At 63.6% G+C, this 22,637-nt stretch carries 21 protein-coding genes; 12 read left to right on the top strand and 9 right to left on the bottom strand.

Going from position 1 to position 22,637, the window contains the following annotated elements:
* Window positions 1–77 precede the first annotated feature (77 nt).
* Window positions 78–1,496 carry a four-carbon acid sugar kinase family protein gene (locus tag GCT13_RS38425; RefSeq protein ID WP_152767178.1) on the bottom strand — a complete coding sequence of 473 codons (1,419 nt, stop codon included), beginning with the start codon at window positions 1,494–1,496 and terminating at the stop codon, window positions 78–80.
* Window positions 1,497–1,504: 8 nt separating this feature from the next.
* Window positions 1,505–2,782: a ribulose-bisphosphate carboxylase large subunit family protein gene (locus tag GCT13_RS38420; protein WP_152767177.1), complete on the bottom strand. Its 1,278-nt coding sequence runs from the start codon at window positions 2,780–2,782 to the stop codon at window positions 1,505–1,507.
* 279 nt (window positions 2,783–3,061) lie between these two features.
* On the opposite strand from GCT13_RS38420, the gene GCT13_RS38415 reads away from it, so the two are divergent.
* Window positions 3,062–4,018, top strand: a complete 957-nt coding sequence (locus GCT13_RS38415; protein WP_321574890.1) for a LysR substrate-binding domain-containing protein — start codon at window positions 3,062–3,064, stop codon at window positions 4,016–4,018.
* Here the strand turns inward: GCT13_RS38415 and GCT13_RS38410 are convergent.
* On the bottom strand, window positions 3,968–4,726 hold the full coding sequence (locus tag GCT13_RS38410; protein ID WP_193727873.1) for an SDR family NAD(P)-dependent oxidoreductase: 759 nt from the start codon (window positions 4,724–4,726) through the stop codon (window positions 3,968–3,970). The genes GCT13_RS38415 and GCT13_RS38410 overlap by 51 nt on opposite strands.
* Window positions 4,727–5,068: 342 nt before the next feature.
* On the opposite strand from GCT13_RS38410, the gene GCT13_RS38405 reads away from it, so the two are divergent.
* Window positions 5,069–5,872, top strand: coding sequence for an ABC transporter substrate-binding protein (locus GCT13_RS38405; RefSeq protein ID WP_152767175.1), 804 nt, complete (start codon window positions 5,069–5,071; stop codon window positions 5,870–5,872).
* A 94-nt stretch (window positions 5,873–5,966) separates the two neighbouring features.
* On the opposite strand, the gene GCT13_RS38400 is transcribed toward GCT13_RS38405, so the two are convergent.
* A complete protein-coding gene (locus GCT13_RS38400) occupies window positions 5,967–6,911 on the bottom strand; it encodes a LysR family transcriptional regulator (protein ID WP_152767174.1) in 945 nt (314 codons plus the stop codon).
* A 134-nt stretch (window positions 6,912–7,045) separates the two neighbouring features.
* Here GCT13_RS38400 and GCT13_RS38395 point away from each other — a divergent pair, with 134 nt between their 5' ends.
* Together GCT13_RS38395 and GCT13_RS38390 are read left to right on the top strand one after the other, a co-directional pair.
* Entirely contained in the window at window positions 7,046–7,927 is an 882-nt protein-coding gene (locus tag GCT13_RS38395; RefSeq protein ID WP_152767173.1) for a TauD/TfdA dioxygenase family protein, read from the top strand.
* A 4-nt stretch (window positions 7,928–7,931) separates the two neighbouring features.
* Entirely contained in the window at window positions 7,932–9,053 is a 1,122-nt protein-coding gene (locus GCT13_RS38390) for a mandelate racemase/muconate lactonizing enzyme family protein (RefSeq protein WP_193727872.1), read from the top strand.
* Window positions 9,054–9,147: 94 nt separating this feature from the next.
* On the opposite strand, the gene arsC is transcribed toward GCT13_RS38390, so the two are convergent.
* Window positions 9,148–9,495, bottom strand: a complete 348-nt coding sequence (gene arsC, locus GCT13_RS38385) for an arsenate reductase (glutaredoxin) (RefSeq protein ID WP_152767171.1) — start codon at window positions 9,493–9,495, stop codon at window positions 9,148–9,150.
* A gap of 174 nt (window positions 9,496–9,669) precedes the next feature.
* Between arsC and GCT13_RS38380 the strand changes: the two genes are divergently transcribed.
* From GCT13_RS38380 to GCT13_RS38370, 3 genes are all read left to right on the top strand, one after another.
* Window positions 9,670–10,578, top strand: a complete 909-nt coding sequence (locus GCT13_RS38380; RefSeq protein ID WP_152767170.1) for a TauD/TfdA dioxygenase family protein — start codon at window positions 9,670–9,672, stop codon at window positions 10,576–10,578.
* A gap of 45 nt (window positions 10,579–10,623) precedes the next feature.
* Window positions 10,624–11,310 (top strand): Crp/Fnr family transcriptional regulator, encoded by a 687-nt coding sequence (locus tag GCT13_RS38375; protein WP_152767169.1) that lies wholly within the window; start codon window positions 10,624–10,626, stop codon window positions 11,308–11,310.
* A 142-nt stretch (window positions 11,311–11,452) separates the two neighbouring features.
* A complete protein-coding gene (locus GCT13_RS38370) occupies window positions 11,453–12,850 on the top strand; it encodes an MFS transporter (RefSeq protein WP_152767168.1) in 1,398 nt (465 codons plus the stop codon).
* 62 nt (window positions 12,851–12,912) lie between these two features.
* Here GCT13_RS38370 and GCT13_RS38365 read toward each other — a convergent pair whose 3' ends face one another.
* Complete coding sequence (locus GCT13_RS38365) at window positions 12,913–13,116, bottom strand: hypothetical protein (protein ID WP_152767167.1); 204 nt, start codon at window positions 13,114–13,116, stop codon at window positions 12,913–12,915.
* Between the two features lie 141 nt (window positions 13,117–13,257).
* Between GCT13_RS38365 and GCT13_RS38360 the strand changes: the two genes are divergently transcribed.
* From GCT13_RS38360 to GCT13_RS38340, 5 genes are all read left to right on the top strand, one after another.
* Window positions 13,258–13,455, top strand: coding sequence for a hypothetical protein (locus tag GCT13_RS38360; protein ID WP_227747224.1), 198 nt, complete (start codon window positions 13,258–13,260; stop codon window positions 13,453–13,455).
* Window positions 13,456–13,961: 506 nt separating this feature from the next.
* The gene (locus tag GCT13_RS38355) at window positions 13,962–14,807 is read left to right on the top strand and encodes a fumarylacetoacetate hydrolase family protein (RefSeq protein WP_152767166.1); all 846 of its coding nucleotides are present in this window, start codon (window positions 13,962–13,964) and stop codon (window positions 14,805–14,807) included.
* 11 nt (window positions 14,808–14,818) lie between these two features.
* Window positions 14,819–15,571 (top strand): SDR family NAD(P)-dependent oxidoreductase, encoded by a 753-nt coding sequence (locus tag GCT13_RS38350; RefSeq protein WP_152767165.1) that lies wholly within the window; start codon window positions 14,819–14,821, stop codon window positions 15,569–15,571.
* Between the two features lie 105 nt (window positions 15,572–15,676).
* Window positions 15,677–16,606: a dihydrodipicolinate synthase family protein gene (locus GCT13_RS38345; protein ID WP_152767164.1), complete on the top strand. Its 930-nt coding sequence runs from the start codon at window positions 15,677–15,679 to the stop codon at window positions 16,604–16,606.
* A gap of 54 nt (window positions 16,607–16,660) precedes the next feature.
* Window positions 16,661–17,983: an MFS transporter gene (locus tag GCT13_RS38340; RefSeq protein ID WP_152767163.1), complete on the top strand. Its 1,323-nt coding sequence runs from the start codon at window positions 16,661–16,663 to the stop codon at window positions 17,981–17,983.
* Window positions 17,984–18,082: 99 nt separating this feature from the next.
* Here the strand turns inward: GCT13_RS38340 and prpF are convergent, their stop codons facing one another.
* The 3 genes from prpF to GCT13_RS38325 form a co-directional block, all read right to left on the bottom strand.
* On the bottom strand, window positions 18,083–19,267 hold the full coding sequence (gene prpF / locus GCT13_RS38335) for a 2-methylaconitate cis-trans isomerase PrpF (protein ID WP_152767162.1): 1,185 nt from the start codon (window positions 19,265–19,267) through the stop codon (window positions 18,083–18,085).
* Window positions 19,268–19,335: 68 nt separating this feature from the next.
* A complete protein-coding gene (gene acnD, locus GCT13_RS38330; RefSeq protein ID WP_152767161.1) occupies window positions 19,336–21,933 on the bottom strand; it encodes a Fe/S-dependent 2-methylisocitrate dehydratase AcnD in 2,598 nt (865 codons plus the stop codon).
* A 204-nt stretch (window positions 21,934–22,137) separates the two neighbouring features.
* Window positions 22,138–22,637 (bottom strand): citrate/2-methylcitrate synthase (locus tag GCT13_RS38325; RefSeq protein ID WP_321574888.1); only part of this gene is annotated, 500 nt, incomplete at its 5' end.

Below are 22,637 nucleotides of genomic sequence, written 5' to 3'. Positions count from 1 at the left end.
ACGAGCCATGCAAAACGAAAAGGGCGGTGACGAAAAGTCACCGCCCTTTCTTTTGCTCGCTGCTCGTCTGCTGACGACTAGTGCATGTTGCCGTCGCGCGCGGTCACGAACAGATTCGCGTCGCCCATCTGTCCGCCCTTGAGCGCGACCTGCAACTGCTTGAGATGGGGCTTGTTCGAAATCACGCGGCAGAGCGGCGCACCCGGCGTCAGTCGCGCGTCGATTTCGAGTGCATCGGGGCCGAGCACCTGTGTGACCTGGCTCGACGTATCGCCGCCGGAAAGAACCAGTCGCCGCAATGGCGCCGCTTCGAGCACGGACTGCGCAATGGCCCCCAGCCGCTGACCCAGCAGACGCCCGCCCCGATGCCGTGCTTCGGCATCGCTCATGCCGCCCGATACGAGCGCATCGAGCATCGCAGCGATACGCGGATCTTGCGGCCCGCGCGCGGTGTGCATGACGACGCTATGTCCTTCTCGAAGCGCCGCGACAGTGCGGGCGACGATCTGCACAAAGGTCTGCTTCCAGTCGAGCTCGTCGAGCAATGCGCGCGCATCGATTGCAATGTCGGCGAAACCGGCCGCAATTGCCGCGTCGATTTGCGCACCAGACAGCGGCGACGCGCTGCCCGACAGCACGAGAATCTGCGCGACGGGTTCGATGCGGTCATATGAAGGGCGGACGGCGGGCAACTGTCCGCTCGCCGTCCACCACTGCGTCAGCGCGTATTCGAGCCCGGAAGAGCCGACCGCGAACATGGGCGCGCCACGTTGCGCATCGCGTTCGAGCAGACGCCCGACTTCAGTCAGATGCGCGCGCGTGGCCGTGTCGAACAGCAGGGCGGCGGGCTTGACGGCCAATGCGCGTTGCCAGGCCGCGTCGATCGCGCTGCGATCGCCCTCGAGGTCCGGCAGAAAGAAGCTCGCCATCGGCAGATCGGTCTGGCGCGCAAGATGACGCAACAGATCGCCTTCATCCATCGGCGTGACGGGATGTGCACTCATGATCGGGTGCCGGTCGATCCGGTAGATGCGGCCGTCGGTGCCCGAGCGTGCGAACAGATTGCCGAACACGCAGAAGCGCTGCAAGGCGGGCGTGCCCGCGACAATCGGAATCGTATGTTGCGTGACGTGCGTTCGCGCGATTTCCATCACGCGTCCGATGCTGCCGATTGTCGCAGAACTATCGAACGTCGAGCAGACCTTATAGTGAAGAATCGGCGCGTGCAGTTCGCGCAGCGCCGTGAAGATCGCCGGCAGCGCCGTGTCCATTTCGGCGGGCGTCATCGCGCGGCTGTCGCCGGCCACGCCGATGGCGTCGAAGCCGTTATGGCCGTCGAGACTCGCCAGTTGCGCACGCGTCGGCGGCTTCAGGAACAACGCGCAGCGCAGGCCCGCAAATGCGAGCACTTCCAGCGCATCGGTGGAACCCGTGAAGTCGTCGCCGTAGAACGCAAGCCGTACGGAAGGTTGCGTGTTCAGCGGAGCATCGCTCATCGTCTCGATCAGATTGCGTTGAAGTGGGAAAGGGCAGCGCGCAGCGCGGGGCGCGTGCGCGCGTAGGTATCGAGATCGATGCCTTCGACGGCCGCCTCCCACGCTTCGCGCATGCTCGAGACGCCTGCCGCGATGCCTTGCGGATGGCCGATGATACCGCCGCCCGCCAGATGCATCAGGTCGACGGTTTGCAACGCGGCGAACATATCGGGCGCCTGCGATGCCCATTGCCCCGAGGAGAACACGGGCATCAGCGGTTGGACACCGGCGAAAGGCGTGAGGCAGGCGCGCGCCGAATCGAGTACTGACGCGTCCGGCTCCCAGAACTTGCTTCGAATACCGTTCACGTGCAAATGATCGATTCCGGCAAGACGCCACAGCTTCTGGTACGCGTCAAACGAGAAGCCGAGCTGCGGGCAGCGCGTCAGCGCGCCCCAGCCGTTGCGATGCCCGTGGATGGGCAATTGCGTGTGCCGGCGAAGGTGCTCGACGCCCGAGAACCCCACCCAGTTCACGTTCACCATCACACAGTTGCCGCCTGCTTCGAGCACCTGATCGTGACGGCGCAGCATTTCGTCGATGGTTCCGGAAATATTGATGGCGTACATCGGCATGCGGCCCATCCGGTCCGCGTGCCGGTGAAGCACGGGCATCACGGCGGCAAGCCGCGCGTCGAAGCTCGCATACGCGGGATCGGCGAGCAACTCGTCATCCTTGATGAAGTCAATGTTGGCGGCACATAGGTCATCGACGATCTGTGCGGTCTGATCAGGCAGCAGTCCGATGCTCGGCTTGATGATCGTGCCGATCAGCGGGCGCCCATAGACACCCGCGGCATGCCGTGTTCCTTCGATGCCGAAGCGCGGCCCGGCAAAACGCTTCGCGTGATGTTCCAGCAACTGGATGTCGAGCAGGCGCAGGCCCGTTATTTCGCCGAGCTCGAACAGATTGCCCGCGACAGTGGCGAGAAGTTGCTGCAGGTTCGCGCCGACATTGTCGACGGGAAAGGCGATCTCGATCTCGCCGCGGTAGAAGATCTCTGCCGGCTCCTTGCGCTCGACGAATGCGCTGTGCAGCGACGCGTCGAGCGCGGGCGGCAGCGACTCGACCTTGATCACGCGAGCCCGCGCGCGTTCCTTGAGCGCATCCGTTTCGCCTGGTAACGCGAGGAAAGTGCCGCTTGACTGTTCGCCCGCGATGACCTCGGCAGCCTTCGCAATGGGTACCGAACTTTCGACGAGATAGCGCGCCGTGAATTCCGCGCGTGAATGAGAAGAATTGGGCATGTTGTGGCTCGTTGTTTTGCTGTGCGCGAAGAGGGGAAAGAGCGAATAACAGCGTCGCGCGTCTCCGATACGCGGCGCAGGCATGCATGAAGGCCGTATGCCCCGATTCACGGACTATAAGATTGACCGTCTGAAGCTCCAAACGATATGATTTCAGCGGGCGATGCGAAAAACTCACAATAGCGTCGCATCGCTGCGGTCCTCTATCCGGTAGCCTGCCGTTTAACGCTGACGCTTGCGTGCCGCTGCGCGAGCGCTGTCTTGCGAGGAAATCTGCGCGTGCCCCGTCCTTCACTCAATGCATTGCGCGCGTTCGAAGCTACCGCGCGTCTGCGCAGCTTCGGAGACGCTGCACAAGAGCTTTCCGTCACGCACGGCGCGATCAGCCGTCACATTCGCTCACTTGAAGACAATCTCGGCGTGCTGCTACTGTTGCGCAACGCACATTCAACCGAGCCGACACCCGAAGGCGCGCGGCTCGCAGACGGCTTGTCGCGCGCGTTCAATCTGATCCAGACGAGCGTCGAGCAGGTCAGGCCCGGTCCGCTGACGTTGTCGTGCTCCGCGTCGATCATGATGTACTGGCTGTTGCCGAGGCTCGCAAAGCTGCATCGCAAGCATCCCGCGCTCGAAGTCAGCTTCAACATGGGCTATGACGAGGTGGACTTCATGCGCGACAACATTAGCGTGGCGATCCGGCTGAACACGATCAGGGCGCCGCGAGAGATCGAGCCGCATCCGCTCGTCGACGAATGGGTCGGGCCCGTCTGCGCGCCCGAGTATATGCGCGCGACGCGCATTACCCGCGTCGGCGATCTGGAACGCACGCGGCTGCTGTCGACGAATACGCGTCCTGTCGCATGGGACGACTGGTATGTGGCGGCGGGGCATACGGCGGCGCGCCGTCCACCCATCGCGGAATCGTTCGAACACTTCTATCTGCTGATCCAGGCGGCGAAATGCGGGCTCGGCATGGCGGCCGTGCCGCGCATGATGGTGCGCGACGAACTGGACTCCGGCGCGCTCGTGGCACCGTTCGGCTTCGTGCCCGGACCGCGCAAGCTCGTGCTGTGGGTTGCGCCGCATCTCGAAGCGCGGCCGCAGACCATCGCGCTCGTCGAATGGCTGAAGGACGAGTTTGCGCAAGCCGAAGGCACAGCGCTCCAGGTGACGCGCGCTGCAAGCTCAGATGGCGGTGCCGCCGTCGGCGTTGTAGACGTGTCCCGTCACGAATGATGCTTCCGGCGAAGCAAGAAACGCGATCACTGCGGCGATTTCTTCTGGCTGCGCACCCCGGCCCATCGGCGTTGCGGCATAGATCGTGTCGATGAAACCGGGCGGCTTGGTGTCGAGTTGCCGGCGCACGAAGTCGGTGAGCGTAAAGGCGGGCGCGACTGCATTCACGCGGATGCCCGATTTCGCAAACTCTTTGGCCAGCGACTTTGTCATCGCAATGACCGCGCCCTTCGACGTGGCGTAGGCCGCGGTACCAAGCATGCCGCCGCCTTTCTGCCCGGCAATCGAACTGAGATTGACGATTGCGCCGCGCTTCTGTTCGAGCATGCGAGCGATGGCGTGCTGGCAGCATAGCCAGGTGCCCGTCGTGTTCACCTCGATCACGCGATGAAATTCTTCTAGCGTGATGTCGAGGAAGGGCTTGGCGCTTTCGAGGCCCGCGCTGTTCACGAGCACATCGAGACGGCTCCAGTGGTCGATCACCGTCTCCATCATCGCTTTTACGCTCGCTTCGTCAGCGACATCGACCTTGACGGCGATGGCGTCGCCGCCGCGAGCGCGAATCTTTTCGGCCGCGGCCGTTGCGGGTTCTTCGCGCAGGTCGGCTATCGCGACGCGATGGCCGCGGTCGGCAAGCAGTACTGCGCTCGCCTCGCCGATGCCGCTCGCGGCGCCGGTGACGATCGCCACGGGTATCTCATTCGTCATTTTTCTGCCTTCTTGTGGGGCGACGGCCGTCCGTCGCGGTGGATCGTGTGCGCGCCATCTGCTGGCTCCAGCGAAAATATATGGCGCGTGCAGGGCCACCATCAAACGAAATGTTTTCCGGAGATGCGGAGAAAAACTCACTGTCGGCGCTAGCCGATATAACTCGTTCGGGTGGGTTCAGGTCGCGCGGCTGTTTCCCCTTGGGGATTACCCGATATATAACCCTCAGGAATAGCCGATGCCAATACCGGACTTTGACATCCAAATTTTTGGCGGTCCTACCGTAAGGTCGCTGATAACCGATGCTGTTGACCGATGCCTCTCGACCTAAAAACGAACTACATGAACAGTCGACCCTTCTTCCCGCTCTTCACAACGGTCGTTGTTGCGAGCGCAACCTATCCCCTCGCGGCGCATGCACAGGCCTATCCACGCCCTGTGATTCGCGTAAGTTCTGGCGCCGAGGACATCGCGACGCTCGAGCCGGATCGCGCCACCTCGACCAATGACGTTACCGTCGTTGCCGAGATCTTCAACGGCCTCGTCCGTTTCGCCCCTGGCAGCGCCGATCCGAAATCGCTCGAACCCGACCTCGCCGAAAGCTGGCAAGCCTCGAACGACAGCAAGGTCTGGACGTTCCATCTGCGTCACGGCGTCAACTTCCAGGGCGGCTGGGGGGAGTTGACCGCAACTGACGTTGTCTACTCGCTCAAGCGAGCCGCGGATCCGAAGCGCTCGAGTTTCGCGGCGGACTTCGCGGCATCCGGGCACGCGATAGAAGTGCGCGTGTATGCGGAAGACCCACGGCGCTTCGTTCCGTCGCCTGGGCCGCTGACGGTGTTCCGTCCGCCCGTCGCGAACGGTGTGCGCGTCGAGACGGGCTACGCCGAAGGCAATCGCGTGACGCCGTTCTATGACCCGATGCTCGCAAAGGTGATCGCCCGTGCGCCGACGCGCGACGCGGCCATCGCACGAATCACCGATGCACTCGACGCATTCGACATCGAAGGCGTGAAGACGAACATTCCATTCGCGCTCGACGTCCTGAAGAGCGACGCGTTCCAGGCGGGCGACGTCCATACACGACTCGGCACGGAACTCGCCGCGCATACTTCATCGAGGCCGGCTGCGGAACCGGCGGCGTGAACCCGTCCAACGGGTGTCGAACGCGTGGGTCGGCGCACGATCGCCGCACGCGTGAGCACATGCTCCGCTGACCGGCGCTTCACTCCGTTGGCATTTACTCGATCGGCAGCGCATTCGCCGTTTCCTGAAGCAGCTTGCGAAAGCGCTTGAGCGCCGGATCTTCGTGGGCGTTCATGCGCATGCCGAGCATGATGGGGCTCGACGGCAACGGTCGCTCGACTTCCAGGATACTGAGCATTCCGAACCGCATGTAGCGTCGCGCGACTGGTTCAGGCGCGATCGACAGCAGCCGCGTGTGCGCGACCACGCCGATATTCGATTCGAACGAACGCGTCTCCAGCACCGGCTCGATGAACGGCAAACGATGACGCGTCCAGAACTGATCGAACGCGATACGTGAAGTCGTATCCGCGTGAGGCAGGATCCAGTCGTGCGCCGCGAGATCGGCAATGCGCACCGGCTGCTTGCGGACCAACGGATGATCGCTCGAACAGACGATCACGGTGCGCTCCGCGTAAAGACGCTCGATCCTGGTTTCATCGCTGCGCGCCGTGCTTGCGTGGCGCAGGATCGCGAAGTCGAGTTCGCCCGCTTCGAGCAGAGCGAACAACGCCCCCGAACTACCCTCGACGACGTTGCAGCGAAACGCGGCGTCGCCGTCCCGTGCGTCCCGCTTGCGTGCTTCCGGATACATGCGCGCCAGCAGCGGCGGAATCAGCGTGTGCATCGCGCGCGGGATGCAGCCGAGGCGGATCGGCAGTCGCGCCGACGCCGCGCTTGCCGTCATCCGCTCCATCGCGCGCATTACTGAGCGCGCGTGCGCGAGCACGGTCTCGCCGAGCGGCGTCGGCTGGCTGCCCTGGCTCGATCGTTCGAACAGGCGTGCGCCGAGACGATGTTCCGCATCGGCGAGCAGCCTCGACAACACGGGTTGCGCGACACCCAGACCACGCGCCGCGCGATGCACCGAGCCGACATCGGCGATCGCAACGAGCGCTTCGATATGACTGCGCTGCAACGTGGCATTCGTTCGCTTCACGTTTCACCTTAAGGGTTGAGCAGTAATGGCGAAAAAGGTATCACGCAATGATCTAAATATGTCATTTACGCTATTACTGGTGGTGTCTATATTGGTCTGCATTCCAGAGGCAATTGCACAAGGAGCGCCATCGCATGACTCCATTCACCGTCACTCCGCTCGCCGATGCACTCGGCGCCGAAATTTCGGGCGTCGATCTTTCGGCGCCGCTTGCGCCCGATGTGATCGATGCAATCAGGCATGCATGGGACACGCATCTCGTGCTGCGCTTTCGCGGACAGACGTTGAGCGATCCGCAACTGCTCGCGTTCACGCGTCATTTCGGCGAACTGGATCCACCGGGACCGAATCCCTACGGCAAGCCGTTTCTCGCTGAATTCCCCGAGATCAACGTCATTTCGAACATCAAGAAGGACGGCATGCCCGTCGGCAATCTCGGCGACGGCGAAGCCGTGTGGCATTGCGACATGACCTACATCGATACGCCTCCGCGCGCGGCGCTGCTGTATTCGCTGCGGATTCCGCCTTCGGGCGGCGATACGTACTGGTCGAACATGTACCTGGCGTGGGACACGCTGCCCGGCGACCTGAAAAAGCAGATCGACGGCAAGCGTGCGATTCACGATGCGACGTACAACAGCGCCGGCATGATGCGCAAAGGCATGAAGGAAGTGACCGATCCGCGCGAGGCTCCGGGCGCGCATCATCCGCTCGTGATCCGTCATCCGGACACGCGGCGCCCCGCGCTGTATCTCGGCCGGCGCCGCAACAGCTACATCGTCGGGATGGATCTCGATGAGAGCAACGCGTTGCTCGACGCGCTATGGAGCCACGCGACGCAGCCGCAGTTCACGTTCCGCCAGGTGTGGCGCGTCGGCGATCTGATCATGTGGGACAACCGCTGCACGCTGCATCGCCGCGATGCATTCGATCCGAACGCATCGCGCGAAATGCATCGTACGCAGATCAAGGGCGGCATCGTGACGCCGTATGAAACGGCCGACATGGTGTCGTGACGTCATGGACGAACTTCATTTGCTTATCGACCGCGTCGACGTGTTCGGCGTAGCGGTGCCGCTCGTCGGCGGCGGATTCAGGAACGCGTACACGACCAAGACGACGCAGAAGAGCGCAATCGTGCGGCTGACCGCGAGCGACGGTTCGGTCGGGCTCGGCAACATCGATCCGTCTCCGGGCTATTCCGTCGAGACCGTAGAGCAATCGCTCGCGGCGATCCGGCAGGTGCTTGCGCCGTGCGTGCAGCGGATGAACGCGGGCAATCCGCATCGTCTGCTCGATGCGATGGATCGCGCGATCGATGGCTATCTCGACGCGAAGGCGGCGATCGAAATGGCGGCCGTCGATCTGCTCGCGCGCAAGCTCGGTATTCCCGTGCATCAGTATCTCGGCGGCAAGGTAACGGATACCGTGAGCTTCAACGCGTGGATCGGCATCGTGTCGCCGGACGAAGCGGCCGCCGAGGCGCGCAAGTGGTTCGAGCGGGGTTTCCGTTCGGCCAAGGTGAAAGTGGGAGGCGGCATCCACAAGGATCGTGACCGGCTGATCGCGGTGCGCGAAGCGGTCGGCGGCGAGTTTGCGCTGCGCGCCGACGCGAACGCCGGCTATGACGTCGACGATGCCATCGCGCTGGGCCATCTGCTCGAGCCCGTCGGCCTGCAACTGCTCGAACAGCCGGTTGCAGCCGACGATCTCGCGGGCATGGCGAAGGTGCGAGGGGCGATCGGCATTCGCGTCATGGCCGACGAATCGATCACCGACCATCGCAGCCTGATCGACGTGATTCGCGCGGACTGCGCGGATATCGTCAAGCTGAAGGTAATGAAGCAGGGCGGCTTGCTGCGTTGCCGCCGCATGCTCGAGACCGCGACGGCGGCGGGCCTGCCCGTGGTGATCGGTCATGGTTTCGGGCTCGGCGTCAACACGCATGCGGAAATCATGCTCGCGTGCACCAGCGCGAACGTGCTTGCGGGCCTCGAATGCGTGGGTCCATTGAAGACCACCGATGACATCGTCACCTCGAAGCTCGATCTGACGAGCGGCAGTATCGACGTGCCGCAAGGACCGGGACTCGGCGTGACGCTGGATGAAGAGAAAGTGCGGCGGTATCTGTTCGATGCCTGAAGCAGCGATGAAGTGGCGAACGATGCTGCCGCGCTGTCTACTCACGAAGGTTGCATATGAGGCAGGTTGCATATGAGGCCGCATGCATCGACGGCTAAAGCAGCGCGTTCACTTCCTCGGCGGGACGGCACAGCTTGATGCCGCGGGGCGTGCGCACGATGGGCCGGTTCATCAGGATGGGATGCTCGACCATCGCGTCGACGAGACGCTGATCGGATAGCGATGCGTCGTCGAGCCCAAGCTCGGCATATTCGGCCTCCTGTGTGCGCAGCAGTTCGCGCGGCGTCAGATGCAGGTCGCGCAGCATCGAAGTGAGTTCGTCGCGCGTCGGCGGATGTTGCAGGTATTCGACGATATGCGGCTCGGCGCCGCTCGCGCGAATCAGTTCGAGCACCTTGCGCGACGTGCCGCAAGCCGGATTGTGGAAGAGGGTGATGGCCATGATGATTGCGTCCTCGTTGAAGTTTCACATGAAGTTGCACGATGAATCGAGCGTAACGCGAGCGTGACGCGCGCGCTGTCAGCGCGCTGACGTCAGGCCGTCGATCAGAAGATGACTTGCATGGGACGGAAGCCGGGCGCCACTGCGCCGTTTCCGGCCGACAGGAGACACGTCATGTCCGTATCCACCATTGCCGCGGCTTCGTTGAGCGTGAAGCCGCTTTCCGACGCACTCGGCGCCGACGTCGAAGGCGTCGATCTCGCCCGTCTCGATGACGCAACGTTCGCGCACATCGCGCGCGCATGGGCGGACTATCTGGTGCTGCGCTTCAGAGCCCAGCGTCTCAGCGACATCGACCTGATGGCGTTCAGCCGCCGTTTCGGCGCGCTCGACCGCGTGCCGATTCGCGCGAACGACGTGATGGATATCGGCGATCCGCGCATCGCAATCGACGCATCCGCGCGCGAATACGTGACGATCATTTCGAATGTGAAGATCGGCGGCATGGCGATCGGCGGGCTGGGCAACTACGAATCGAGCTGGCACACCGATATGTCCTATAACGAGACGCCGCCGAGCGCGAGCCTGCTGTACGGCATCGAAGTGCCGCCGTCAGGCGGCGACACATCCTTCTGCAATATGTACCTCGCGTACGACACGCTCGATGCCGCGACGCGCGAGCGCATCGCGAATCTCACCTGCATTCACGACGCGTCGCGCAACAGCTCGGGCGAACTGCGGCGCGGCTTCGCCGATCACGACGATCCGGCGAAAACGGTCGGCGCGCGGCATCCGCTCGTGCGCCGGCATCCCGTGACGAAACGCGCATGCCTGTTTCTCGGCCGACGCCGCAATGCCTTCATTCCCGAACTGCCGCCGGACGAAAGCGAGCGTCTGCTCGATCGTCTATGGAAGCACGCGACGCAGGACCGCTTCACGTGGACGCAGCAGTGGCAGCAGCACGATCTGGTGATCTGGGACAACCGCTGCGCGATGCACCGGCGCGACGGCTTCGACGATCGCTATGCGCGGGTGATGCATCGCACGCAGGTCGTCGGCACGAAGCCGGAACGCTTCGGCTGAAGCGGTGCGCCGACCGCTGGTCAGCCCGTTCACGAGGAGAGCGCGATGCGCGAATACAGCCTCAACGGTCAGCAATCGCTCGACGCGGTGCTCGCGCCGCGTCATGCAAAGGCGCTCGGCGCGGCCGGCCGCGCGCGCTCGTTCGCCACGGGCGAGTTCATCTGTCGTCAAGGCGATGGCGCGCGCGACGTGTATCTGCTCAAGCGCGGCAGCGTGAAAACGGTGATGTCGAATTCCGCGGGACAGGAAGCGTTGTTGCGCATTCATCTGCCCGGCAGTTTGCTCGGCCTGATCGCGCTGACCGCGAACAACGTGCGCGACGTCAGCCTGATCGCGCTCGAAGCATGCGACGTCGTCGTGATCGCGCGCGACGCGCTGATCGATCTGCTGCGCGGCGACGGCGATTTCGCGCTGCACGTGATCCGCCTCGTACTCGAGCGCACGCGCGACTTCCATGCGCGTGTCGCCGAGCTCTCGAACGATCGCGTCGAGCAGCGTCTCGCGCGCGCGTTGCTTTCGCTGAGCCGTCCCGACCCCGAAGACGGCAGCGCGACGGGACATGCGATCGCGCTCACGCATGAAGAGCTCGCGCAGTGGATCAACAGCCGCCGGCAGACCGTGACAGCCGCGCTGAGCCGTCTCGCGCTCGCCGGGATCATCGCGCGTTCCGAACATCGCATCGTGATCGCGGATCGTGCGCGGCTCACGCAACTGCTGTCGGCTGGCGCATGACGGCATAGGGATGACGGCATGATGCGTTCGCCTGGCGGCGCGCGCCGTGCGGTCGATCGGGAAGCATCACCATGAAGGAGACGTCGTTAGCCAATCGGGCACGCTCGATTCATTCAATGAATCCCCATAGGGAGGAGACAAAATGGACAACCAGCCGCCGTCACCCGCATTGCTACTCGCGAGATTGCAGCGCATTCCGACCACCTGGCACAGCTGGGTGATCGTGTTGCTCGCAGCGGGAGCGCTCGTCATCGAAGCGCTCAACATCGGCAGTCTGTCGATCACGCTGCCGATCATCAAGAAGACGATGGCGCTCACGCCTCGCGATACGGGGATGCTCGCCGCATCGTCGGCGCTCGGCATCGTGATCGGCATGATTCCGACCGGTTATCTTGCCGATCGTTTTGGCCGAAAGCGTCTGCTGATTTTCGGCGTGATGTGGTTCGCGGGCGGCACCGCGATTTCCGCGTTCAGCCCGAACTTCCCGACGCTGGTGGTGCTGCGCGGCATGACGGGCTTCGGCATGGCACCCGCCTTCATCATGCCGTACACGCTGACCTCCGAAATCGTCTCGTCAACGACGCGTACGGCGTTCGCGGGATTGCTCGAAACCGCGCTCGGCGTCGGCTATCTGCTGCCGCCGATCATCGGCATGGCGGTGATTCCCAACTTTCCGCCCGAATACGGCTGGCGCGTGTTCACGTTCCTGTGCGGCGTGCCCGTCATATACGTGGTGCTGATCTGGCGCTTCCTGCCCGAATCGCCGCGCTGGCTGCATCGTGTGGGCCGCTACCACGAAGCCGATGGCATCATCTGCCGGTTCGAAGCGATTGCCGAACGCAAGTGCGGCAAACGGTTGCCGCTCGCCGTCGTCGATGCCGTCACCGAGAGCGTCAGCGCCAGCGATTACACGGCGCCGAAGTTCTGGTGGTCGCTCGGTCAGGTGTGGAAACCGCCGTATCTGTTCCGTACGATCGTCATGACCATCGGTGCAACGAGCCTTTTCTCGATGTTCTACATCTCGGTCAACTATCTGCCATCGATCTTTCTCGAGAAGAAAGTCGTGCTCGAAAGCGCGCTGTTCTTCACGCTGATCACGACCGCGACGCAGATTCCGTGGAAGATCCTGAACGGCATCGCCGCCGAGCATTTCGGCCGCAAGAAGGTGTTCTTCGTCTACACGATACTCGCGGCCATCTCGACCTACGAGTTTACCCTTGCGCAGAGCACGCTCACGATGGTGCTGTGGGGCATGGTGATGTTTTCGTCGTCGGGTGCGTCGCCGTCGTTCAAGATGTGGTACGCGGAGCAGTATCCGACGCGTATTCGTGCGACGGGGCAGAGCGTCGTCGAAGGACTGGGGGGCCGCTTCTTCGGCGGCGTCGTGTGGACGGCGGTGTTTCCGGTGCTGCTGTCGAACGTCGGCCTGCATCTTTCGATGATGATCGGCGTCGGCATCATGATCGCGGGTATGCTGGTCGTGACTGCATTCGCGCCGGAAACGGCGAGGCGCACGGTGGAGTCACTGGAAGCGGCCTGATGCGTGCAAGTGTGCGGGGTGCGCCACGTTTGCCGGGACGGGCGCACGAAGCGAGCGGCGGGTCACTCCAGCATTGCGCTCTTCGTCTCGCGTCCGAACACCACCATCGCCGCGATCGCGGCATCCGCGCAGAACATCCGCATGGCCCATTTGAGCCCGCCTGCACGCATCATGATCGGGAACATCACGATGCCGACGATCGCACCCGCGCGTCCGAGTCCCGCGGCGATGCCCGTGCCGAACGAACGGATATCGGTCGGAAACACTTCCGGCGCAACCGCCGACGAGGCCCGCGGGCCCGATCCACGCGACGAGCTGAAACGCGCTGAACAGCAACAGCAGCACCGCGAACACATGCGAGTTGCTCGCCATTGCCAGCCCGAAATCGATCAGCAGGCGAGGCGTTGGTGGGAAGCGGGGACATCCAGTCGCTCGCGGATCTTGCCAACAGCTTCGATATAGTTCGAACCATGCGCATCGCGCCCATTACCCGGGATGCCCTCGTGCGCCTCGCGGCCGCGGTACTTGTGCCGATCGTGCCGCTGGCGCTGACCATGATGTCGCTGGAAGAACTGCTGAAGAGATTGGTCGGAGTGGTCTTCTAGGAGTTGGCCTTGCTTGCCAGGCGTCATGGATGACTGGATTGACCGACCTAACGTCTGGAGTAAGCGTACCCAGCGACTGTTCGACTTTGCGGATTCAGCCTGCCATTGCACCGCTGACGGCTCGAACGTCGGCAACGGGTCGAGAGTACGCATACGCTGGCTGTGAAACGCGGCATTCGCGGTCACATGATTCCGAATGGCAGAAAAGCAATCTGAAGCCGCCTCAGGAACGACGACGCCTGAATGTCGGGCATGGCCGATTTTGGGACCTTCGTCCGAGAGGTCCCAGGGTAACTCAATCCTGACTGTGATGGGGAGCGGGGAGAGCGATGGAAGTGGTCCTGGAAAAGCTCACCGTTTGTTGCCGGGACAGCCGACCAGGGACAACACGAAGATAACGGGAAGTTATCAGCCAGGCAGCAGCTTTCATTATTCAACGGTGTCCCGTTTCCCTACATTGTGCGGCAGATGCGATATGGCTCTGTCAACGGGAACGAGGACACACAATGAAACTGCTGCGATATGGCGCCCCTGGCCGCGAGAGGCCCGGCATTCTCGACCGCAATCACGCGATACGCGACCTGTCCGGCGTGATCGACGATATCGCCGGCTCGACGCTGTTGCCTGAATCGCTGGAACGGCTGCGCCAGATCGACATCCAGTCGCTGCCCATCGTTCCCGCCGATGAACGGATCGGCGCGTGCGTGGGCCGCATCGGCAAGTTCGTCTGCATCGGGCTGAACTACGCGGACCACGCAGCCGAATCGAATCTGCCCGTTCCCGGCGAACCCGTCGTGTTCAACAAGTGGACCTCGGCCGTCGTGGGCCCAAACGACGACGTACGCATTCCGCGCGGCTCGCAGAAGACCGACTGGGAAGTGGAATTGGGCGTCGTGATCGGCAAGGGCGGCGCGTACATCGAAGAGGCCGACGCGCTCAGTCACGTCGCCGGATATTGCGTCGTCAACGACGTATCCGAGCGCGAGTACCAGATCGAACGCGGTGGCACCTGGGACAAGGGCAAGGGCTGCGATACGTTCGGCCCGATCGGTCCGTGGCTCGTCACCGCAGACGAAGTGCCCGACCCGCAGCGCCTCGGTCTCTGGCTCGAAGTGGACGGCAAGCGCTATCAGAACGGCAGCACGAGCACGATGATCTTCAACGTCGCGCACATCGTTTCGTACCTCAGCCGCTTCATGAGCCTGCAACCGGGCGATGTGATCGCGACGGGCACGCCGCCCGGCGTCGGCATGGGCCAGAAGCCCGAGCCCGCCTATCTGCGCGCGGGGCAGACGATGCGGCTCGGCATCGAAGGGCTCGGCGAGCAGCAGCAACGCACGGTCGCCGCATAAGGAGCGCGTTGATGAACCGCTACGACTTCACGCAGCGCGCGGCCGTCGTCACGGGCGGCGCACAGGGCATCGGGTATGCGGTCGCCGAGCGGCTGTTGCAGGGCAACGCGCGCGTCGCGCTATGGGATCGCGACGAAGCCGCGCTCGCCGATGCGAAAGCGCGTCTCGCGCACTTCGGCGATGTCGAGACCGTCCTCGTCGACCTCACGCAACGCGACGCCGTGCAAGCGGCTACCGACCATACCGTCGCGCGACTGGGCGCGATCGACATTCTCGTTCACAGCGCGGGCATCGCGGGCGCGAACGCACCGCTCGCGGACTACGCGCCGGACGAATGGGCGCGCGTGATCGACGTCGATCTGAACGCGACCTTTCACGTCAACCAGTCTGTCGTGAAGACGATGATCGCGCGCGGCTATGGACGCATCGTCAATATCGCCTCGATCGCGGGCAAGGAAGGCAATCCGAACGCGAGCGCCTACAGCGTGGCCAAGGCAGGCGTCATCGCGCTGACGAAGAGCCTCGGCAAGGAAACGGCGGCGCTCGATATCGCCGTCAACGCGATCACGCCCGCTGCCGCGCGCACGCGCATCTTCGAGCAGATGACGCAGCAGCACATCGACTACATGCTCTCGAAGATTCCGCGTGGCCGCTTTGTCGACGTGAGGGAAATCGCGTCGATGGTCGCGTGGCTCGTGTCGGCGGAGAATTCGTTCACGACGGGCGCGGTGTTCGACCTGTCGGGCGGCCGCGCGACGTATTGACCGATGTGCTTGCGCAGACCCGAAGCATCCGTTCGCTGACGGTCTTCGCAATCGCACGCGTCAACGGTCCGCGTTTTCAGCAAGGCCTTTAGCGGATATCTGATCATGGACACACGAAGCACGCCGCGCTATCGCGGCATTTTCCCCGTCGTACCGACGACCTTCACCGAAACAGGCGCGCTCGATCTCGACAGCCAGAAGCGCGCGCTCGATTTCATGATCGACGCGGGCTCGGACGGCCTGTGCATTCTCGCGAACTTCTCCGAGCAGTTCGCGCTCTCCGACGACGAGCGCGACACGCTGACCCGCGTGATGCTCGAACACGTCGCGGGCCGCGTACCCGTCATCGTGACGACGAGCCATTACAGCAGCGCCGTTTGCATCGAACGCAGCCGGCGCGCGCAGGCGCAGGGCGCATCGATGGTGATGGCGATGCCGCCGTATCACGGCGCGACGTTCCGCGTGCCAGAGACGCAGATCTACGAGTTCTACGCGCGGCTGTCGGACGGCATCGGCATTCCCATCATGATTCAGGATGCGCCCGCGAGCGGCACGGCGCTGTCCGCTGCATTTCTCGCGCGGATGGCGCTCGAGATCGAACACGTGTCGTACTTCAAGATCGAAACGCCGGGTGCGGCCGCGAAGCTGCGCGAACTGATCCGCATCGCGGGCGAAGCAGTCGAAGGTCCGTGGGACGGCGAAGAAGCGATCACGCTGTTCGCGGATCTCAACGCAGGCGCGACGGGCTCGATGACGGGCGGCGGCTATCCGGACGGCATTCGCCCGATCCTCGAGGCCTTCCGCAAGGGCAGGCGCGACGACGCCTTCGCTCACTATCAGCGCTGGCTGCCGCTGATCAATCACGAGAACCGGCAGGCGGGCCTGCTCGCCGCGAAGGCGCTGATGAAAGAAGGCGGCGTGATCGCGTGCGAGAGCCCGCGCCATCCGCTGCCGACGATGCATCCCGACACGCGCGCGGAACTGATCGATATCGCGCGGCGGCTCGATCCTTTGGTGCTGCGTTGGGGGAAATGAACGTATAGTCAGGCCGCACGGAATTCACAACACACAAACAGACGAGGAGACAGAATGGATGGAAAGCTGATTGGGGCGTCCGCGCCGGCCACAACTGCAGGTATGAATTTCCGCTGGCGCGTGCTGATCTGGCTGCTGATCGGCGGCATCATCAACTATCTGGATCGCGCGAGTCTTTCGATCGCGGCGCCCGGCATGATTCACGATCTTGGCCTCACGCGCACGCAGATCGGTCTGCTCGGCACCGTGTTCGCGTGGACGTATGCCGTGATGCAGTTGCCCGCCGGCTGGATCATCGATCGTTTCGGTGCAAAGAAAGCGTACGCGATCGGAATGATCTGGTGGAGCGTCGCGACATGGCTGACGGGCGTGGTCGGTTCGATCTCCGGGCTGATCGTGATGCGCGCGCTGCTTGCCGTTGGCGAGGCGCCGTGCTGGCCGACGTCGGCGAAGATCACGGCCGCGTGGTTTCCCGACAAGGAGCGCGGCTTCGCGACGGGCATCTGGGACTCGTCGTCGAAATGGGGGCCCGCGCTTGCGCCCGCGATCCTCGTCGGGCTGATGATCGCGTTCGGCTGGCGCTCGCTCTTTCATGTGACGGGCGCGGTGGGTATCGCATTCGCGATTCTGTTTCTGTTCCTCTATCGCAATCCGATGCAGAGCAAGCGGCTCTCGCGCGAAGAGTTCGCGTATATCGAAGCGGGCGGCGGCGGACATGAGCACTCGCTCGCGACGTCGGCGATCAAGTGGCGCTCGCTGTTCGGGCATCGCAGCGTGTGGGGGATGATTCTCGGCTACTTCTGCGCGATCTGGCTGTGGAATCTGTTTCTCGTATTCCTGCCGCTCTATCTGCTCGATCGCTTTCACATCTCGCTCACGCAACTCGGCGTGTACGCGAGCATTCCGTGGTTCGGCGGCGCGGCGGGTGAGATCGTCGCGGGCTGGATTGCGGCGAAGCTGGTCGATCGCGGCGTCGCATCTGCGATGAGCGCGAAGCGCATCATCATCGTGTGCTCGTCGCTGGGTGCGGCGGCTTGCGCGATCGCGCTGCCGTTCACACAGTCGATCACGACGACGCTCGTGCTGATGACAGTCGGTCTCGCGTTCATCGCCGCAACGATCGGCAATGCGTGGGCGCTTGCGGCAGATATCGCGCCTTCGTCGATGGTCGCTTCCGTCAGCGCGATCCAGAACTTCGGCGGTTATTTTGGCGGCGCGTTTTCGCCCGTTGCCGCAGGGTTCATCGTCGATCGCACGGGGTCTTACTCGCTTGCGTTCGTGATCGGCGGGGCGATTGCGGGATGTGCCGCGCTGTTCTACTGGTTCATGGCGCGGCGGACGGTGGCGGATGGGGTGATGGAACGAAGCGCTGGCTGAGTTTATGGTTTGAACGACGAGTGGTCGCTTGTACCTGACGTCACTCGTCGTTCGGTCTGCCGCATGCGTGACGGCAGACGATGCACAACGTCCGCTACATCACTCGGACGGCACTCGCACCCAACCCTCCATCAACACACGCGCGCTGCGGCTCATCACGGCCTTCTTCACGGTCCACTCGCCGTTCGCCTGAGTCGCCTCCGCGCCGACCCGCAGCGTCCCCGACGGATGACCGAAACGCACGGCGTTGCGCTCGCCGCCGCCCGCCGCGAGATTCACGAGCGTGCCGGGAATCGCCGCTGCCGTGGCGATCGCGACGGCCGCCGTGCCCATCATCGCGTGATGCAGCTTGCCCATCGACATCGCGCGCACGAGCAGATCGACGTCGCCCGCATCAACACGCTTGCCGCTCGACGCCGCATAAGCCGTGGGCCACGCAACGAACGCGACTTTCGGCGTGTGCTGGCGCTTCGCGATTTCATCGAGGTTCTTGATGAGGCCCATGCGCAGCGCGCCATGCGCGCGAATGGTCTCGAACTTCTTGAGCGCGGCGTCGTCGCTGTTGATCGCGTCCTGTAGCTCCGTGCCCGTATAGCCGATTGCGTCCGCGTTCACGAAGATCGTCGGGATGCCCGCGTTGATCATCGTCGCCTTGAGCGTGCCGACGCCGGGCACGTCCAGATCGTCGACGACGTTGCCCGTCGGGAACATCGCGCCTTCCGCGCCTTCTTCCTCGGCGGCGGGGTCCATGAATTCGAGCTGCACTTCGGCGGCGGGGAACGTCACGCCGTCGAGCTCGAAGTCGCCCGTTTCCTGCACGGCGCCGTTGGTCATCGGCACGTGCGCGATGATCGTCTTGCCGATGTTCGCCTGCCAGATGCGTACGATCGCGATGCCGTTGTCCGGCACGCGGTCCGGATCGATAAGGCCGCCGCTGATCGCAAACGGCCCCACAGCCGCCGACAGGTTGCCGCAATTGCCGCTCCAGTCGACGAACGCCCTGTCGATCGACACCTGTCCGAAGAGATAATCGACATCGTGATCCGGCCTGCTGCTCTTCGCGACGATCACCGTCTTGCTGGTGCTCGATGTCGCGCCGCCCATGCCGTCGATCTGCTTGCCATACGGATCGGGGCTGCCGATCACGCGCATCAGCAATGCGTCGCGCGCCACGCCGGGCACCTGCGCGGCTTCGGGCAAGTCCTTCAGGCGAAAGAACACGCCTTTGCTGGTGCCGCCGCGGATGTAGGTCGCGGGAATCCTGATCTGGGGTGCGTGTGCCATGTGTTGTGATCCTGATGAGACGAGGGCGGTGCAATGCGCACCGCCCATGCATGAACGAACAGTGCGCGTCAGGCCGCTGCCTTCGACGACTCCAGGAAGTCTTGCGCGAAGCGTTGCAGCACGCCGCCCGCTTCGTAGATCGACACTTCTTCCGCCGTGTCGAGACGGCAGGTGACGGGCACTTCGACGCGTTCGCCGTTCGCGCGATGGATCACGAGCGCGAGGTCCGCGCGCGGCTTGCGTTCGCCGATCACGTCATAGGTCTCCGTCCCGTCGACGCCCAGCGCGATACGGTTGACGCCCGGCTTGAATTCGAGCGGCAGCACGCCCATGCCGATCAGGTTCGTGCGGTGAATGCGCTCGAAGCCTTCCGCGACGATCGCTTCGACGCCCGCGAGCCGCACGCCTTTCGCGGCCCAGTCGCGCGACGAGCCCTGGCCATAATCCGCGCCCGCGACGATGATCAGCGGCTGCTTGCGGTCCATGTAGGTTTCGATGGCCTCCCACATGCGTGTGACCTTGCCTTCGGGCTCGATGCGCGCGAGCGATCCCTTCTTCACCTGGCCATCGACGACAGCCATTTCGTTGATCAGCGTCGGGTTCGCGAAGGTCGCGCGCTGCGCGGTCAAGTGATCGCCGCGATGCGTCGCGTACGAGTTGAAGTCCTCTTCGGGCAAGCCCATTTTCGCGAGGTATTCGCCCGCCGCGCTGTTCGCGAGAATCGCGTTCGACGGCGACAGGTGATCGGTCGTGATGTTGTCGCCGAGCACGGCGAGCGGGCGCATGCCCTTCAACGTGCGCTCGCCTGCGAGCGCGCCTTCCCAGTACGGCGGACGGCGAATGTACGTGCTTTGCGCGCGCCAGTCATACAGCGGGCTGATCGGCTCGCCGCTTGCGGCCGTCACCGCGAACATCGGCTCGTACACCTTGCGGAACTGCTCGGGCTTCACGCTCTCTTTGACGATCGCGTCGATCTCTTCGTCGCTCGGCCAGATGTCCTTGAGATAAACGGGCTTGCCGTCCTTGTCGATGCCGAGCGAGTCGCGTTCGATGTCGAAGCGGATCGTGCCCGCAATCGCGTACGCGACGACGAGCGGCGGCGACGCGAGAAACGCCTGCTTCGCATACGGATGAATGCGGCCATCGAAGTTGCGATTGCCCGACAGCACGGCCGTCGCGTACAGATCGCGGTCGATGATCTCCTGCTGGATCTTCGGATCGAGCGCACCCGACATGCCGTTGCAGGTCGTGCACGCAAACGCGACGATGCCGAAGCCGAGCTTTTCCAGATCGGGCAGCAGCTTCGCTTCCTGCAAATACAGCTCGACTGCTTTCGATCCCGGCGCAAGCGACGACTTGACCCACGGCTTGCGCGTCAGGCCGCGCGCATTCGCATTGCGCGCGAGCAGGGCCGCTGCGATCACGTTGCGCGGATTGCTCGTGTTCGTGCAGCTCGTGATCGCGGCGATGATGACGGCGCCATCGGGCATCTGGCCCGGCACGTTTTCCCACTTGCCCGCGATGCCGCGTTCGGCGAGATCCGAAGTGGGCAGGCGCTTGTGCGGATTCGACGGACCGGCCATGTTGCGCACGACCGTCGACAGATCGAACCTGAGCACGCGCTCATATTCGGCGTCTTTCAGCGAATCGGCCCACAGGCCCGCCGTTTTCGCGTACGTTTCGACGAGCTTCACTTGCGCGTCGTCGCGGCCCGTGAGGCGCAGATAGTCGATCGTCTGCTCGTCGATGAAGAACATCGCGGCCGTCGCGCCGTATTCGGGCGCCATGTTGGAGATCGTCGCGCGGTCACCGAGCGTGAGGCTCGACGCGCCAGCGCCGCGAAACTCCAGATATGCGCCGACCACTTTTTCCTTGCGCAGGAATTCCGTCAGCGCGAGCACGATGTCGGTTGCCGTGATGCCCGGCTGACGCTTGCCGGAAAGCTCGACGCCGACGATATCGGGCAGACGCATCCACGACGCGCGGCCCAGCATCACGTTCTCCGCCTCCAGCCCGCCGACGCCGACGGCGATCACGCCGAGTGCATCGACGTGCGGCGTGTGGCTGTCGGTGCCGACGAGCGTGTCGGGATACGCGAGGCCATCGACGGCATGAATCACGGGCGACATGCGCTCCAGGTTGATCTGGTGCATGATGCCGTTGCCGGGCGGAATCACGTCGACGTTCTTGAACGCCTTCTTGGTCCAGTTGATGAAATCGAAGCGGTCCTCGTTGCGCCGGTCTTCGATCGCGCGGTTCTTCGCGAACGCTTCGGGGTCGAAGCCGCCGCATTCGACGGCCAGCGAGTGATCGACGATCAGTTGCACGGGCACGACGGGGTTCACCTTCGCGGGGTCGCCGCCCTGATCGGCGATCGCATCGCGCAGGCCCGCGAGATCGACGAGCGCCGTCTGCCCCAGAATGTCATGGCACACGACACGCGCCGGAAACCACGGAAAATCGAGTTCGCGCTTGCGCTCGATGATCTGCTTGAGCGAAGCGGTGAGCGTCGCCGGATCGCAGCGTCGCACGAGATTTTCGGCGTGCACGCGCGACGTGTACGGCAGCTTGTCGTAGGCGCCCGGCTGGATCGCGTCGATGGCGGCGCGCGTGTCGAAGTAATCCAATGAGGTGCCGGGCAGCGGTTTGCGGTATTCGGTATTCATGACGTAGGGACAGTGCGGTAGTAATCGGGAGCGTCTGGCGCTGAACGCTTCCTTTGAGGTCTTCTCGCGAAGTTTAGCGCGTCAGTGGACGGCTCGCGCAGTCAAGCACGCTGTGTAAAAAGGAGCCTTGGCTCGTAGGTATGACGAGCCAAGGCCCAAGTGCATCGCAGCTCTCGCGCAGCGATACAGAAGCCAGCTCATCTATCAGGCGCGCTTCGCGAGCGGCACGAACGCCAGATCGTCCGGTCCCGTGTAGTTCGCGCTCGGCCGAATGATCTTGTTGTCGATGCGCTGCTCGATGATGTGCGCGGCCCAGCCGGACGTGCGCGAAATCACGAAGAGCGGCGTGAACATCGCGGTCGGCACACCCATCATGTGATACGACACCGCGCTGAACCAGTCGAGGTTCGGGAACATCTTCTTGACGTCCCACATCACCGTCTCCAGCCGCTCGGCGATGTCGAACATCTTCATGTTCGACGCTTCCTTCGACAGCTTCTTCGCCACGTCCTTGATCACCTTGTTGCGCGGATCGGAGATCGTGTAGACGGGATGGCCGAAGCCGATCACGACTTCCTTGTTCTCGACGCGTCGGCGGATGTCGGCTTCCGCCTCATCCGGCGTCTGGTAGCGCGACTGGATCTCGAATGCGGCCTCGTTTGCGCCGCCGTGCTTCGGCCCGCGCAGCGCGCCGATCGCGCCCG

It is taken from the genome of Paraburkholderia franconis (assembly GCF_009362735.1).
Lineage (GTDB): Bacteria > Pseudomonadota > Gammaproteobacteria > Burkholderiales > Burkholderiaceae > Paraburkholderia > Paraburkholderia franconis.
The sequence above is the reverse complement of the archived record's forward strand: the minus strand, read 5'-3'. Positions and strand labels throughout refer to the sequence as shown.